The sequence below is a fragment of the Nocardia elegans NBRC 108235 genome (assembly GCF_001612845.1).
In the GTDB taxonomy this organism is placed as follows: Bacteria; Actinomycetota; Actinomycetes; order Mycobacteriales; family Mycobacteriaceae; genus Nocardia; species Nocardia nova.
Window position 1 is genome coordinate 1 of sequence record NZ_BDBF01000040.1, and the last position, 13,239, is coordinate 13,239.

The following is a 13,239-nucleotide window of genomic DNA, read 5'->3' on the forward strand; positions in this document are numbered from 1 at the left end:
GCATTGCTCGGCTATGCGGACGCCGGCTCGATGCGGCGTGCGGCGCGGCGCTGGTCGATGGTGGCGCACACGCGCACTGCGGGATCGGCCGACTGCCAGGCCTGATTCACCGGATGCGGCCCCTGATCGCGGGGCGGGCGTGGCCGCGGAGCGCTTCGCTCGATCACCGGCCTCGGCGTGCGTGGGAAGCGACCGACGCCGGGGTGGGTGATCGAGCGGCACCGCGGGCCGCGCTATGCCCGCAGATTGCTCGCCGCGATACTCCAGAACGTATGCCGGTCCAGCGCCTGGAAATCCCAGCTCTCGGCGATGGCGTGGGAAGTGGCGACGATGGCCGGTACGTCGAAGTCCTCACGGGTCGCCGTGCCCTTGGCCTCCAGTTCGGCGATCACGTACTGGGTGGCGGTTTCGAAGGTGTACAACACGGTGCTCTCCCATCGGTCGTAACTACACATCCGGAACGCGCTGCGCGTACTTTGTCAGTCTTGTCACGCTGTCACATTCGGGCCAGCGCCGAACGCGCCACATCCGGGCAAATGTGCCATTTTCACATTCTGACGGCCGCGAGGAATCTGCGTGAGAATTCTGTACCCGCAGGCGGTTTCGACCAAACTTTTCATCGAAAGTGTAGCGCCGCCGGCAAGAGTCCGGCGGCGAGCAACTCATCGGCAAAGTCGTGGCGAACCACTAACCGGTCGGTTGCGCGAGGACGTCCTCGTAGCGGAATTCCTGTGCGATCCCGGTGCCGGCGGCATGGGCGGCCTCCTCGCGCTGCCGCAACTCGACGCGGCGGATCTTGCCCGAGATCGTCTTGGGCAGTTCGGTGAACTCGATCCGCCGCACCCGCAGATACGGTGCGAGGTGATCGCGCGCGTATTCCATTATGGCCCTTGCGGTTTCGCGGTCCGGCTCCCAGCCCACGGCCAGCGTGACATACGCCTTGGGTACGGCCAGGCGAGTGTCGTCGGGCTGCGGTACCACCGCGGCCTCCACGACCGCCGGATGCTCGATCAGCACACTCTCGAGTTCGAACGGGGAAACCTTGTAATCGGAGGATTTGAACACGTCGTCGGTGCGGCCGATATAGGTGATGTAGCCGTCGTCGTCGCGCGCCGCCACATCACCGGTGTGGTAGTAGCCGCCTTCCATCACCGCCGCATTGCGTTCCGGGTCCTGGAGGTAACCGTTCATCAGGTTGACCGGGTGGGCGCTCAGATCCAGGCAGATCTCGCCCTCCTCGGCGGGTGCGCCGGTGACGGGGTCGACCAGCACCACCGGCACCCCTGGCATGGGGCGGCCCATCGAGCCGGCCTTGACCGGTTGCCCGGGGGTGTTGGCGATCTGCAGCGTCGTCTCGGTCTGCCCGAACCCGTCCCGGATGGTCAGTCCCCAGGCGTTTTCCACCTGTGCGATCACGTCGGGGTTGAGTGGTTCACCGGCGCCGAGGATTTCGCGCAGGCCGGCCGGGCGCTCGCCGAGGTCGGCCTGAATCAGCATGCGCCACACCGTCGGCGGCGCACAGAAGGTGTTGACCTCCGCGCGGCGGAGCTGACCCAGCAGCGCCTCGGCGTCGAACCGGCCGTAGTTGTAGACGAAGATCGTCGCCTCGGCGATCCAGGGCGCGAAGAAGCAGCTCCAGGCGTGTTTCGCCCAGCCCGGCGCGCTGATCGCGAGATGCACGTCGCCCGGTCGGACGCCGATCCAGTACATGGTGCTCAGATGTCCGACCGGATAGCTGGTCTGGTTGTGCTGCACCATCTTCGGCTTACTCGTGGTGCCGGAGGTGAAATAGACCAGCAGTTCGTCGCCCACCTGCGTCACGGCGGGGAAGGGGCCCGCCGATTCCACCTCGGCGGCCTCCGCGTAGTCGTGCCAGCCCTCGACCGGACCGCCGACCGCGATGCGCCGATAGTCGCCGGGGACCTCGTCGAATTTCGCGGTGTCGCGACCGTTGGTGATGACGAAACGCACCGCGCCCCTGGTGATCCGGTCGATCAGATCGGCCGGCCCGAGCGCGCCCGTGGTGGGCATGACCACCGCACCGAGTTTGGCGACGGCGAGCATCGACTCCCAGAGCTCGACCTGGTTGCCCAGCATCAGGATCACCCGATCACCCTGGCGCACACCGAGTTCGGCGAGCCAGGTCGCCACCCGATCCGAGCGCTGCGCCATCTCGTCGAAACTCACCCGCAGTTCGCTGCCGTCCTCCTCGACGATCCACAGCGCGGTGCGGTCGTTGCCGCGCGCGATGACGTCGAACCAGTCGACGGCCCAATTGAATTCGCCGGTCAGCCGGGGCCAGTGGAACGTCCGCACCGCGGTGTCGTAGTCGGTCGCCAGCTCGACCAGCCGGTCGCGCGCCTGGCGATACAACTCGGTGTTGGACGTCATCACTGCTCTCCTGTCTGTTTCTTATCCTGCTCCGGCACGCCGAACAGGCGGACCGAGGTCGCGCGGATATCGACCTTGCGCACCTTGCCGGTGACGGTCATCGGGAATTCCTCGACGACGTGGACGTGGCGCGGAATCTTGTAATGGGCCAGGCGACCGCCGCAGAACTGGGCCAGCGTCTGCGCGTCCAATGTGGCTGCGCCCTCGCGCATCCGGATCCAGGCCACCAATTCCTCGCCGTATTTCGGATCCGGGATCCCGACCACCTGGGCATCCAGGATGTCGGGGTGGGTGTAGAGGAATTCCTCGATCTCGCGCGGGTAGATGTTCTCACCGCCGCGAATCACCATGTCCTTGATCCGGCCGGTGATCGCGACGTAGCCGTCGTCGTCCATAGTGGCCAGATCCCCGGTATGCATCCAGCGGGCGGCGTCGATCGCCTCGGCGGTCTTGTCCGGATCGTTCCAGTAGCCGAGCATCACCGAATATCCGCGCGTGCACAGCTCGCCCGGTTCACCTCGCGGAACGGTCAATCCGGTGTCGGGATCGACGATCTTGATCTCGAGGTGCGGTCCCACCCGGCCGACCGTGGCGGTGCGCTGGGTGATGGTGTCGTCGCGGCGGGTCTGAGTGCTCACCGGTGAGGTCTCGGTCATGCCGTAGCAGATGGACACCTCCGCCATGCCCATCCGCTCGATCACCTGCTTCATCACCTCCACCGGGCACGGTGAGCCGGCCATGATGCCGGTGCGCAGCGAACTCAGGTCGAAGGATTCGAAGTCCGGATCGGCCAGTTCGGCGATGAACATCGTCGGCACCCCGTACAGCGAGGTGCAGCGTTCCTCGGCGACCGCGGTGAGCGTGGCCCGCGGCTCGAAGGAAGCCGCCGGAATCACCATGGCCGCACCGTGACTCGTCGCCGCCAGATTGCCCATCACCATGCCGAAGCAGTGGTAGAACGGCACCGGAATGCAGATCCGATCGGCCTCGGTGTAGCCGCACAATTCGCCGACGAAATAGCCGTTGTTGAGAATGTTGTGGTGCGACAGCGTCGCGCCCTTGGGGAAACCCGTTGTACCCGAGGTGTATTGGATGTTGATCGGATCGTCGGCGGCCAGTCGCGCTCCCGCCTCGGCCAGGCGCGCGGGATCGGCGGCGCGGCCGGCGGCGACCAGCGCCTCCCATTCGGCGCCGTCGAACAGGACCACCTGCTCCAGATCCGGGCATTCGGGCCGCACCCGGCCGATGATCTCGGCGTAGTTCGAGCTCTTGTGCTCTCGCGCCGAGATCAGCATCCGGATCCCGGCCTGGGTGATCACATAGCGCACTTCCTCGCTGCGGTAGGCCGGATTGATGTTGACCAGGATCGCCCCGATCTTCGCGGTGGCGAACTGCACCAGCGTCCACTCGGCACGATTGGGCGACCAGATGCCGACCCGATCGCCCTTGCCGATCCCCGCCTCCAGCAGACCGAGTGCCACGGCATCGACCTCGGCGGCGAATTCGCGGTAACTCCAGCGCACTCCGGTCACCCGGTCGACCAGTGCGTCTCGATCACCGTGGATGGCCACCGTGCGATCGAGATTCGCCCCGATCGTCTCGCCCAGTAGCGGCGCATCCCATACCCCGTGCGTATAACTGACCGGCCGGACCCGGCCCATACTCGCGCTCACACATATAGGATTCACGTCACACTTTGCTCTCCACCACCCCCGGAAAGGGGTAGCGCCGATGGCCTCCGCCGATCTGCTCCGCCCGCGCGACGTCGATGCGTTGCGGGCCGAGTTGCGGCAGGTCTCGGCCCTGTCCGGGATGCCGGTGGTGTTCGGCGGCGAGGTCTGCGACGGCGCGCTGATCCTGAGCGAGTTCTTCGGCACACGCACTGCCGCGATGCGCGGACTGGTGGTATCCCCCACCTCGGGGGTGGGCGGTGCGGCCGTGGCCAGCCGGCGTCCGACATCGGTCGCGGACTATCGGGCGGCGGCGACCATCACCCATCACTACGACGGTCCGGTGTCGATGGAGGGACTGCGCGCGGTGGTCGGGGTGCCGGTCGTGGTGGACGGGAGTTCCCGGGCCGTGCTCTACGTCGCCAGTCGCGAACCGGGGCCGATCGGCGATCGAATCGCCGAGCTGGTGTTGCGGTCTAGCCGGCGCCTGGCCGTGGAACTGGCGGTGCGCGACGAGGTGGACCGGCGGCTGCGCCTGCAGGCGGCGACGCGGGGGACCTCCGAGGTCACCACCGGCCTCGCGCCGGATGCCGTTGTCGCGGAACAGCTTCGGGATCTGCACGCCGAGGTGCGCGGGATCGCGCAGACGCTCACCGATGCCGAGGCGCGCAAGCGGTTGCGCGCGGTATCGGACACCCTGGTGCGGTTGATGGGCGGCCCCGAGGAGACCGTGGCCGCGGACTCCGCGCCCGCACTGTCTCCGCGCGAACTGGACGTGCTGTCGTATGTGGCCCTCGGTTGTACCAATGGTGAAGCGGCACAGCGGCTTTCGCTGCGTCCGGAAACGGTGAAGAGCTATCTGCGCAGTGCCATGACGAAACTCGGCGCACACACCAGGCACGAGGCGGTGGTCCGGGCGCGGCGGTGCGGGCTGCTCCCGTGATGCCGCGGGCGGTGATCCGGCCCCGGATACGCGACTGCCGGCCCGGAAAACCGGACCGGCAGGTGCTGTGTTCCGCTCGCCGCGGCGGCGGTGTGACCGTGGTCGGTGTCGACTAGGCCTGCGGCTCGACCAGCTGGATGTCGAGTTCGATGGCGACCTTGTCGCTGAGCATGGCCGTGGGCAGGGCCGGTGCGACGTCGAATTCGCTGCGCTTGATGGTGCCGGTGGCGGTGAATCCGGCGTGGCGGCTACCGTCCTGGAACTGCTGCAGGCCGCCCCACTCCACGTCGAGGGTGACGGGCTTGGTCACGCCACCGAGGGTCACCTCGCCGGTGACCTCGAACTCCTCGGCGACCCGCACCGGCTCGACGGCCTTGAAGTGCAGGGTGGGGCGCTCGGTGACATTGAGCAACTCGGCGCTGCGGACGTGCTCGTCACGCTGGGAGTTGCCGGTGTCGAACGAGTCGAGGTAGATGGTGGCCTCGATGGTGGCCGCACCGGAGGCGTCCACGACGAAGCTGGTCTCGAAGTTGTTGAAGCGGCCGCGGACCTTGGAGATGCCCAGGTGGCGGACGGTGAAGTTCACCGAGGAGTGGGCGGGGTCCAGGGCCCAGGAACCGGTAGCGAGAGTGGTCTGCTCGGAAGTGGTCATGTCCACCAGATTTGCGGACCGTGGTCCGGTTAGCCACACCGCGGTTATCCTGGGACTGGCAGGGCGTGGATAACAAGGCCCGGACAGATACAGGATGGTGTGGTGGCACGATCGGAATTCGGCGAGTTTCTCATCGCGCGGCGGGCCCAGTTGCAGCCCGAAGATGTCGGTTTACCGGCCGGGCGCCGGCGGCGGACCCCTGGACTGCGGCGCGAGGAGGTCGCCGCGCTGGCCGGGGTGAGTGTCGATTATCTCGCCCGCCTCGAACAGGGGCGCGACACCAACCCGTCCATGGCGGTGCTGGGGGCGCTGGCGGAGGCGCTGCGGCTCAACGAGGTCGAACGCCACCATTTCGGCAATCTCGCCGTCGGCATGGAACACGCCCGCGAGTGCCCATCCTCGGGTCAGGCACGGGAACAGGTCACCGACACCGTGCAGGCCGTGCTGGATGCCATGCATCCCACGCCCGCCTTCGTGGCGGGCCGGTGGCTCGACATCCTCGCCTGGAATCCGGCATGGCGCGATTTCGCCGAACCGCTGGGACTGCTCGACGACGTCGCCGAACACAATCTGGCCACCTACTTCTTCGCGCACCCGGAGGCGCCGCAGCGGTGGCGGGACTGGCCGGTCGCCGCGGAGATGATGGTGTCGACGCTGCGCTCGGCGCGCACGCACTGGCCCGACGATCCCGGACTCGACGCGCTGGTCCAGGGATTGCACCGGTTTCCGGAATTCTCCTGCCGCTGGCGGGAACACCGGGTCACCGAATTCCGGTCCGGTGCGCTGCATATCGAGCATCCGCAGCGCGGCGAGGTCGAGGTCGAGATCCAAAGCCTCAGTCCGGCAATCGATCAGAGCGTGCAGGTGTGGCTTGTCGACCGGCGCGCCGTGCGCAGTCCGGCACTGCGGCTGGTGAACGAATAACTCGGGCCCGGAGGATTCTGCGCGCGCCCGAGTCGGCTCAGCTGTCGATCCGGACACGGAATCCGCGGTCCGCTACTCGTGAGACGCCGATCACGCATAATCCAACGTGAGGATTCCTGCCGGCCGGTGTCTATCGATTCGAGCAGCGGAGGAGGTGCTGTGTGACCGAGGCGGCAGCGGCACCCGAGGCAGCGCTGGACGACGCCACCCTGGCCGGGCGGGCACGTGACGGCGATGTCCGGGCTTACGAGCAACTGGTGCTGCGCTATCAGGGAGCGATGTTCCGGTTGGCGGCACGGATGCTGGCCGATCGGTCCGAGGCGGAGGACGTCATCCAGGAGGTTTTCCTGACCGCCTGGCGCCGCCTGGCTCAACTGCAGGACGACAGCGCCTTCTCGGGGTGGTTGTACCGGATGACCACCAATCGCTGCCTCAACGTCATCCGGTCCCGGCCGGACCGCACCGACGTGGATCCCGATTCCACCGAATCGCCACAGCGTGCGACCCAGCCCGAACACGCGGCACAGGTGCACAGCCAGATGGCCGCGCTCACCGCGGCGCTACAGCGGCTGACACCCGAACAGCGCGCCTGCTGGCTGTTGCGGGAGGTGCACGGCCGCTCCTACGAGGAGATTGCCGAGATCGTCGGCACCAACACCACCGCGGTTCGGGGGCGGATTGCCCGAGCCCGGGCGCAATTGGCGGAGGTGATGAAGCCGTGGCGCTGACGGAGTTGACCGAAAGCGACTACACGCTGCCCTGCGGGCGCAGCGTCGAACAGGTCTGGGACCGCCTCGATGCCGTGGAGGCGGGGCTGGCCGACGAACACGAATCGGACTGCCCGCACTGCGCGGCCGCGCGCGAGAGCCTGCTCACGCTGCGCGCCGCCACCCGTGAACTCGTCGACGAGCCGGACCCACCGCCACCCGCGATGTTCGACCGGATCATGTCCGCGGTGCGGGCGGAGGTCCGGCGCGGCCGGATGGTGAGCCTGGCGACCCCCCATCCTGGCTCGGTCGAGGTCAGCGAGCAGGCGATCGCTGCGGTGCTGCGCTATGCCGCCGACACCGTGGCGGGCGTGCGCGCTCGCAGCTGCCGCATCGACGACCACGGACCCGATGCCGACGGCGGCCACGCGATCACGGTGGCGCTGTCGATCTCGGTCCGGCACGGCGACACCGCCGTCGAACGCGTCGTTCCGCAGGTTCGCGAACGGGTACGCGCGGCGGCCACGGCCCGCGCCGGTCTGGCGCTCGAGCGGCTCGACATCACCGTGGTGGATGTCTACCAGGAGGACCGGTGAGACACACTTGCGCAGCCTCTCGCCGGTGCGACCGGGTGCGGGTGCCCCGCAAGACACAGGAGGAGTCGTGAGCGCGGGATTCACGGAGAAGGCGGAATATATCGCCTCCGATGCGGTAATCGCTGCAGTAGCGGCTCGCGCCGCGACCTCGGTTCCCGGGGTGGCGCGGCTCGAGCCCGGTGTCCTCGGTCTGCTCGGCCACCTCGCCCGGACGGGGCGGCAGTGGTGGAGCGGCCAGGACATCGCACCCGAAGCGGGCGTGCGCGTCCGGCACAGCGGTGGCTGGCTGAAGGTGCAGGTCGACCTGTCGGTGACGGGCGGATGCCACGTCGGCGAGGTTGGGCAGGCGGTACAGCAGGAGGTGGTCCGGATGGTCGCGCAGCAAACCGGGATGGTCGTCGACGCGGTGTCGGTGGCGATTCTGGACATTCAACCGGAAGCGTCGTGACGGCCGTGAGCGAAGACGAACTGGCCGGCGAGATCGTCACTGCCATCGAATCGGTGGCGGGATTGCATCCGGCCGTGCCACCGGGCGTCGCCCTCGCCGATTGGGTGCCGCGGCTGGGGCCGCGCTCGGCGGTGGACGTGAGCTCGGAGATCGTCGAGATCCGGGTGACCGCCTCGGCGCTGCCGCTGCCACCACTGCTGGACAAACTCGCGGCGGCCGTGGGTGAGCTGCTGGCCGTGACCCGGTGGGCCGGTGCGCGGCTGCGCATCGTGGTCACCGATTTGGACGCGGACGTCTTCGACACCGCGGTTACCTAGATCATCGGTCTCGCCCGTGACATTTCGCCGTCGGCGGTGTCGTATCAGTGAAGGTTCGTTATCCGCTGTACCGCAAGGGAACTGAACTGGAGGTAATTATGACCAGCACGACAGCCGGTAAGGGCGCGGAGAACGCCAGGGCCGAGACGAGTAAGGACACCGGCGCCGGCCCGAGCCAGGGCGGAGCCGCTGCCAAAGCCCCCGCCCGGACCAGCAGCGCGCTGGTCAGCGATCAGGGCACCACCGCCATCGCCGACGTCGTCGTCCAGAAGATCGCCGGATTGGCGACGCGCGAGGTGCGCGGGGTGCACAACCTCGGCGGTGGCGCGGCACGCGCGTTCGGCGCCTTCCGCGATCGCATCCCCGGTGCTTCGGCCAGTGTGGGACAAGGAGTTTCGGTCGAGGTCGGCGAGACGCAGGCGGCGGTGGACCTGGAGATCGTTGTCGAATACGGCGTCTCCATCGCCGAACTGGCCCGCGCGGTGCGCCGCAATGTCATCACCGCGATCGAGCAGATGACCGGTCTCGAGGTGGTCGAGGTGAACATCAACGTCAACGACGTCTTCATCGAAGAGGACGAGGATCAGCCGCCGGCCCGCGAACGGGTGCAGTGATATGAACGCCACCACGATCTGCCTGATCTTCGGTCTCTCCCTCGGATTCGCCGCGGCGTTCGGCGGATTCGCGGCCTTCGCGGTGGTGCTGATCTTCGGCGCGCTGGGACTGGTGATCGGCCGCTGGCTCGACGGCCATGTCGACCTGTCCGGTCTGATCCGCTCGGCGCAGGATCGGGGCCGGAAATGAGCGCCGCCGCGGAGACTGCGGCGGCACCGTTTCTCTCCGCGGCCGAGTTTCGAGGGCGCACCACGGTGTCGGAGCGCGCGGTGCGGCGCTTGGCGGCCCGGGCGGCGCGTGAGGTCGACGGTGTCGCCGGCGGCCCGGAGGTCTCCGCGCGCGTCACGGCCGATACCGCCGTGCTGCGGGTACGACTGCCGGTCGGTTATCCGATGCCGGTCGCGGTGGTCACCGAGGCGTGCCGCGAGCACCTGATGCAGCGCACCCACGAACTGTCCGGACTGGTGGTTCCGCGGGTGGACATCGAAGTCTCCGAACTGGTCAACACGATCGAACCCGCCGGCGGCCTGCGATGAACCGCAGGCCCCGGCGCATCACCCCGGCCGTGCTGGTCGCGGTGGCGTTGCTGGTGATCGCGGTCCTCGTGTCGGTGTCGCTGATCCAAAACCTCGGCGACACGAAGGAATTGGTGTCCTACCACAGCATCGCTGTGCACCTGCACGAGACGACCTGGCACAGCTATTGGGTCCTCGGTGTCGGCATCGGGCTCGCGGTGCTCGGTGCGGTGCTGATGCTCGCGGCGTTGCTGCCCGGGCGCCGCGTGGTGGAGGCGCTGGACGCCGAGGAAGGCATGGACGCGGGCATCACCCGGCGCAGTCTCGACGGCGCCCTCAACGATGCGGCGAGCTCGGTCGCGGGACTCGAAGCGGCACGAGTCCGCCGGAGCCGCAAGAACATTCGAGTCACTGGCCGCGCCGCCCACCCGGACCACGCCGATCTGGAGCAGACGGTCAACGCGACGGTCGGCGACCGGCTCGCCCGCATCGGCCCCAAATCCGCCCCGCCGGTCAGCACCCGCCTGCGCGCGGCCCAGCAGCCGGAGCGGGTGGACAAGCGAGTGCATGTCCGCAAGGAGGTGTTGTGAGCGACAATCGCGCCGTGGCTCGCGACACCGACCGGGTGCGGGTGTCCCGCAGATTACGGGAGGTGTTGTGAGCGACAATCGCGCCGTGGCTCGCGACACCGACCGGGTGCGGGTGTCCCGCAGATTACGGGAGGTGTTGTGAGTTCGAGTTCGGCCAATCGTCCGGCGCGGCTCAATCGGGCGTTGCTCGCGCTCATCGGGCTGGCGCTGATCCTCGCCGGCGTCTATGCCATCCTCGCGTACGCGGGCGTGCCGCACTGGGTCGATCGGGATGCGCCGCTGGTGCCCGGTACCGCCGAGCCGTCGCAGTGGGTGTTCGTGGCGGTGGTGGCGGGCGCGGTCGTGGTGGGCCTGGCGGCGTTGCGGTGGCTGGCAGCGCAGTTCGCCCGGCTGCCGGCGCGGATGCGCTGGCATATCGGCACGGTCGGCAATACCGGTGAGACGCTCATGGATTCGAATGTCGCGGCCGCTCCGGTGGCGGCCGATATCGAGTCCTACCCGGAGGTGCGGTCGGCGCAGGCCAGGCTGTCGGGGCCGGGTCGCGCACCGCACCTGCACCTGGTGGTCACGGCGGAACCCGATGCGGATCTGACCGCGCTGCGCCGGCGCATTCTCTCCGACGCGGTGAGCCGGCTGCAGCAGGCGCTGGAGGTGGATACCGTACCGGTGTCGCTGGAACTGCGGCTCGCCTATCGCGGCCGCACCGCGCGGGCGAAATAGCGGCCGCTCAGTCGAGCGGCCCGAGAACCCGCTCGACATAGGCGTTGGCGAAGCGTCCCTTCGGGTCCAGCCGCCGCCGCACGTCCTGAAACCGATCCCAGTCCGGATAGCGCCCGCGCAGCGTTTCCGCGGTCTGGAAGTGTCGCTTGCCCCAGTGCGGACGGCCGTGGTAGCGATCGAAAATCGCTTCGCAGGCACGGAAATACGGTTCGTAGTCCATACCTCGGTACTGGTGTACGGCGATGTAGCAGGTGTCGCGGCCCCCCGCGGGGGACAGGAACGCGTCGTCGGGCGCCACGAACCGCACCTCGGTCGGCATCGGCGAATCGAACTGCTGCCCAACGGCTTTGATCTCGCGAATGGCGTCGACGGCATATTCGCGCGGGATGGCGTATTCCATCTCGGTGAAGCGAAACAGTCTGGGGGAGGCGAAGACTCGGTAGGAGCGGTCGATCTGGCGGCGGTAGCTTCCGGCGTAGGCGGCGCCCCGGTGGATCCACGGAATCAGATTCGGCTGCCGGCGCGCGAGGCGGCACAGCGCATCGAAGGTGTGGTTGGACATCAGGATGTCGGCGAACCAGTCCACGGCCTTGGCGCGCGGTTGTTCGGCCAGCGGGACGCGGTTGTTGCGCTTGGTCATCGCCAGCGGGCTGTGCGCGAACATGTAGAACTCGAAATGCTCGTTGCCGTCGACGAATTCGTCGAGTTCGGTCAGCACCTCCTCGACCGGGACGGGCCGCTCGATGCCCTCCAGGACGAACGACGGCACCAGTTGCAGCGTCACCGCGGTCACCACACCGAGGGCGCCGAGATTCACTCGTGCCGCGCGCCAGCCGTCGGGGTCGCCGCGCTCGTCGAGTTCGACCACACTGCCGTCGGCGAGCATCAGTTCCACCGAATGGAGTGCGGCGGAGATGTTCTGCAGCGCCGCGCCGGTGCCGTGGGTCGCGGTCGCGGTCGCCCCGGCGATCGACTGCACATCGATGTCACCGAGGTTGGGGAAGGCGAGACCGAGCGGGTGCAGGGCGGTGCTCAGCGCGTTCAGGGTCGCGCCCGCCTCCACCCGGACCAGGCCGGTGGCGCGGTCGACCTGCAGAATCCGGTTCAGTCCCGAAAGCTGCAGCAGAGTGCCGTCGGTGAGCACGGTGTCGGTGAACGAATGTCCGGCTCCGGCCACGCGCACGGTATGGCCCGCGCGCTCGGCCCGGGCCAGTAGTTCGGCGACGTCGTCGCGCGTGCGCGGAGCGGCGTACGTGGCCGGCGCGCACCGTTGATCGCCGGCCCAGTTCACCCACGAATTGGTCATGCGTCCAACTTTAGAACATGGCCGAACTGTGCGCCAGCCCTCGTTCGAGCGCGAACGTGTCCGATCACACGGCCACGAGTGCGCCGGGAGTACTTACGTTGCGGACGGTTCGCTCGGTAACGTTGGCGGGTGCACGGTGCCGGACAGGAATTACTTTCTGCGGCAGGCGAATACGGCTTCCTTCGCGTTGTCGACGTCGTCGTCGTTCAGGGGTGGGACCGTCAGGGGCTGCCGCGGAATGCAGTCGCCGCGCACACCGTCCAGGACGATGCTCATGTAACGCCGCCACACGTCGGGGTTCACCGGCTTGGCGAAGCTGGCGATCGCCTCGACCATGTTGATCATCGCGAAGAAGTCCGAGGCGGCGATGCCGGGTCGCAGCACGCCCTCGGCGACGGCCTTGTCGAACAGGCGGGTGACCATCGGCTTGATTCGCTCGCGGACCGAGACGAAGCGCTCCATGGCGTCGGGCAGTTCCAGCATCACCTCGCCGAAGCCGCGGTTGCTGGCCATGTGTTCGCAGCTCCACTCGAACAGCCGGGTCAGTCCGTGCCAGGTGTCGGGATCGGCGTAGGCGGCCTCGGTCGCCTCGGCCATATCGGTGACGGTCTGGTCGAAGACCTCGCCGATGAGCTCCTGCTTGTTCGCGAACCGCCGATACACCGTCCCCACGCCGACACCGGCGGCTTCGGCCACATCGTCGAGGGTCACCTCCAGGCCTCGATCGGCGAACAGCTCTCTGGCCGCTCTGAGGATGCGCGCGTGGTTGCGGGCGGCATCGGCGCGCAGGCGCCGGGGAGCGGGAGCGGCCGTGGCGTGATTCACACCCCGATATTACCAAGTTC

The 13,239-nt window shown here is 68.1% G+C and carries 17 protein-coding genes; 11 read left to right on the plus strand and 6 right to left on the minus strand.

Going from position 1 to position 13,239, the window contains the following annotated elements; translation table 11 throughout:
• Positions 1–233: 233 nt before the first annotated feature.
• The 3 genes from NE2_RS25450 to NE2_RS25460 all read right to left on the minus strand — a co-directional run bounded on the left by NE2_RS25450 (position 234) and on the right by NE2_RS25460 (position 4,052).
• Entirely contained in the window at positions 234–425 is a 192-nt protein-coding gene (locus NE2_RS25450) for a hypothetical protein (protein WP_030515537.1), read from the minus strand.
• A 262-nt stretch (positions 426–687) separates the two neighbouring features.
• Positions 688–2,391 (minus strand): AMP-binding protein, encoded by a 1,704-nt coding sequence (locus NE2_RS25455; protein WP_063030089.1) that lies wholly within the window; start codon positions 2,389–2,391, stop codon positions 688–690.
• Complete coding sequence (locus NE2_RS25460) at positions 2,391–4,052, minus strand: AMP-binding protein (RefSeq protein ID WP_063030091.1); 1,662 nt, start codon at positions 4,050–4,052, stop codon at positions 2,391–2,393. Before NE2_RS25460 ends, NE2_RS25455 begins: the two co-directional genes overlap by 1 nt.
• Positions 4,053–4,122: 70 nt before the next feature.
• On the opposite strand from NE2_RS25460, the gene NE2_RS25465 reads away from it, so the two are divergent.
• Complete coding sequence (locus tag NE2_RS25465; protein WP_063030097.1) at positions 4,123–5,004, plus strand: helix-turn-helix transcriptional regulator; 882 nt, start codon at positions 4,123–4,125, stop codon at positions 5,002–5,004.
• Positions 5,005–5,116: 112 nt separating this feature from the next.
• Here NE2_RS25465 and NE2_RS25470 read toward each other — a convergent pair whose 3' ends face one another.
• Positions 5,117–5,656, minus strand: coding sequence for a YceI family protein (locus NE2_RS25470; RefSeq protein ID WP_063030099.1), 540 nt, complete (start codon positions 5,654–5,656; stop codon positions 5,117–5,119).
• A gap of 102 nt (positions 5,657–5,758) precedes the next feature.
• Between NE2_RS25470 and NE2_RS25475 the strand changes: the two genes are divergently transcribed.
• The 10 genes from NE2_RS25475 to NE2_RS25520 all read left to right on the plus strand — a co-directional run bounded on the left by NE2_RS25475 (position 5,759) and on the right by NE2_RS25520 (position 11,088).
• Positions 5,759–6,580: a helix-turn-helix domain-containing protein gene (locus NE2_RS25475; RefSeq protein WP_063030272.1), complete on the plus strand. Its 822-nt coding sequence runs from the start codon at positions 5,759–5,761 to the stop codon at positions 6,578–6,580.
• A 161-nt stretch (positions 6,581–6,741) separates the two neighbouring features.
• On the plus strand, positions 6,742–7,308 hold the full coding sequence (locus NE2_RS25480) for an RNA polymerase sigma factor (RefSeq protein ID WP_084494327.1): 567 nt from the start codon (positions 6,742–6,744) through the stop codon (positions 7,306–7,308).
• The gene (locus NE2_RS25485; protein WP_063030101.1) at positions 7,299–7,883 is read left to right on the plus strand and encodes an anti-sigma factor family protein; all 585 of its coding nucleotides are present in this window, start codon (positions 7,299–7,301) and stop codon (positions 7,881–7,883) included. The genes NE2_RS25480 and NE2_RS25485 overlap by 10 nt, the downstream gene beginning before the upstream one ends.
• 67 nt (positions 7,884–7,950) lie before the next feature.
• The gene (locus NE2_RS25490; protein WP_063030103.1) at positions 7,951–8,331 is read left to right on the plus strand and encodes an Asp23/Gls24 family envelope stress response protein; all 381 of its coding nucleotides are present in this window, start codon (positions 7,951–7,953) and stop codon (positions 8,329–8,331) included.
• The gene (locus NE2_RS25495; RefSeq protein WP_233429878.1) at positions 8,328–8,648 is read left to right on the plus strand and encodes a hypothetical protein; all 321 of its coding nucleotides are present in this window, start codon (positions 8,328–8,330) and stop codon (positions 8,646–8,648) included. Before NE2_RS25490 ends, NE2_RS25495 begins: the two co-directional genes overlap by 4 nt.
• Before the next feature lie 98 nt (positions 8,649–8,746).
• Positions 8,747–9,262, plus strand: coding sequence for an Asp23/Gls24 family envelope stress response protein (locus tag NE2_RS25500; RefSeq protein WP_063030105.1), 516 nt, complete (start codon positions 8,747–8,749; stop codon positions 9,260–9,262).
• A gap of 1 nt (position 9,263) precedes the next feature.
• Positions 9,264–9,452, plus strand: coding sequence for a hypothetical protein (locus tag NE2_RS25505; RefSeq protein ID WP_063030107.1), 189 nt, complete (start codon positions 9,264–9,266; stop codon positions 9,450–9,452).
• Positions 9,449–9,799: a hypothetical protein gene (locus NE2_RS25510; protein WP_063030109.1), complete on the plus strand. Its 351-nt coding sequence runs from the start codon at positions 9,449–9,451 to the stop codon at positions 9,797–9,799. Before NE2_RS25505 ends, NE2_RS25510 begins: the two co-directional genes overlap by 4 nt.
• Positions 9,796–10,368 (plus strand): DUF6286 domain-containing protein, encoded by a 573-nt coding sequence (locus tag NE2_RS25515; RefSeq protein ID WP_063030111.1) that lies wholly within the window; start codon positions 9,796–9,798, stop codon positions 10,366–10,368. The genes NE2_RS25510 and NE2_RS25515 overlap by 4 nt, the downstream gene beginning before the upstream one ends.
• Before the next feature lie 138 nt (positions 10,369–10,506).
• Entirely contained in the window at positions 10,507–11,088 is a 582-nt protein-coding gene (locus NE2_RS25520; protein ID WP_063030113.1) for a hypothetical protein, read from the plus strand.
• A gap of 7 nt (positions 11,089–11,095) precedes the next feature.
• On the opposite strand, the gene NE2_RS25525 is transcribed toward NE2_RS25520, so the two are convergent.
• Together NE2_RS25525 and NE2_RS25530 are read right to left on the minus strand one after the other, a co-directional pair.
• Positions 11,096–12,394, minus strand: coding sequence for a D-arabinono-1,4-lactone oxidase (locus NE2_RS25525; protein WP_063030114.1), 1,299 nt, complete (start codon positions 12,392–12,394; stop codon positions 11,096–11,098).
• A gap of 150 nt (positions 12,395–12,544) precedes the next feature.
• Positions 12,545–13,219 carry a TetR/AcrR family transcriptional regulator gene (locus NE2_RS25530; RefSeq protein WP_063030116.1) on the minus strand — a complete coding sequence of 225 codons (675 nt, stop codon included), beginning with the start codon at positions 13,217–13,219 and terminating at the stop codon, positions 12,545–12,547.
• Positions 13,220–13,239: the final 20 nt, after the last annotated feature.

Excerpts from the sequence above, each read along its gene's own strand:
- NE2_RS25515 (WP_063030111.1), top strand. The coding sequence starts at position 9,796 with ATGAACCGCAGGCCCCGGCGCATCACCCCGGCCGTGCTGGTCGCGGTG.
- NE2_RS25500 (WP_063030105.1), top strand. The coding sequence starts at position 8,747 with ATGACCAGCACGACAGCCGGTAAGGGCGCGGAGAACGCCAGGGCCGAG.
- NE2_RS25505 (WP_063030107.1), top strand. The coding sequence starts at position 9,264 with ATGAACGCCACCACGATCTGCCTGATCTTCGGTCTCTCCCTCGGATTC.
- NE2_RS25510 (WP_063030109.1), top strand. The coding sequence starts at position 9,449 with ATGAGCGCCGCCGCGGAGACTGCGGCGGCACCGTTTCTCTCCGCGGCC.
- NE2_RS25525 (WP_063030114.1), bottom strand. The coding sequence starts at position 12,394 with ATGACCAATTCGTGGGTGAACTGGGCCGGCGATCAACGGTGCGCGCCG.
- NE2_RS25465 (WP_063030097.1), top strand. The coding sequence starts at position 4,123 with ATGGCCTCCGCCGATCTGCTCCGCCCGCGCGACGTCGATGCGTTGCGG.
- NE2_RS25470 (WP_063030099.1), bottom strand. The coding sequence starts at position 5,656 with ATGACCACTTCCGAGCAGACCACTCTCGCTACCGGTTCCTGGGCCCTG.
- NE2_RS25455 (WP_063030089.1), bottom strand. The coding sequence starts at position 2,391 with ATGACGTCCAACACCGAGTTGTATCGCCAGGCGCGCGACCGGCTGGTC.
- NE2_RS25460 (WP_063030091.1), bottom strand. The coding sequence starts at position 4,052 with ATGGGCCGGGTCCGGCCGGTCAGTTATACGCACGGGGTATGGGATGCG.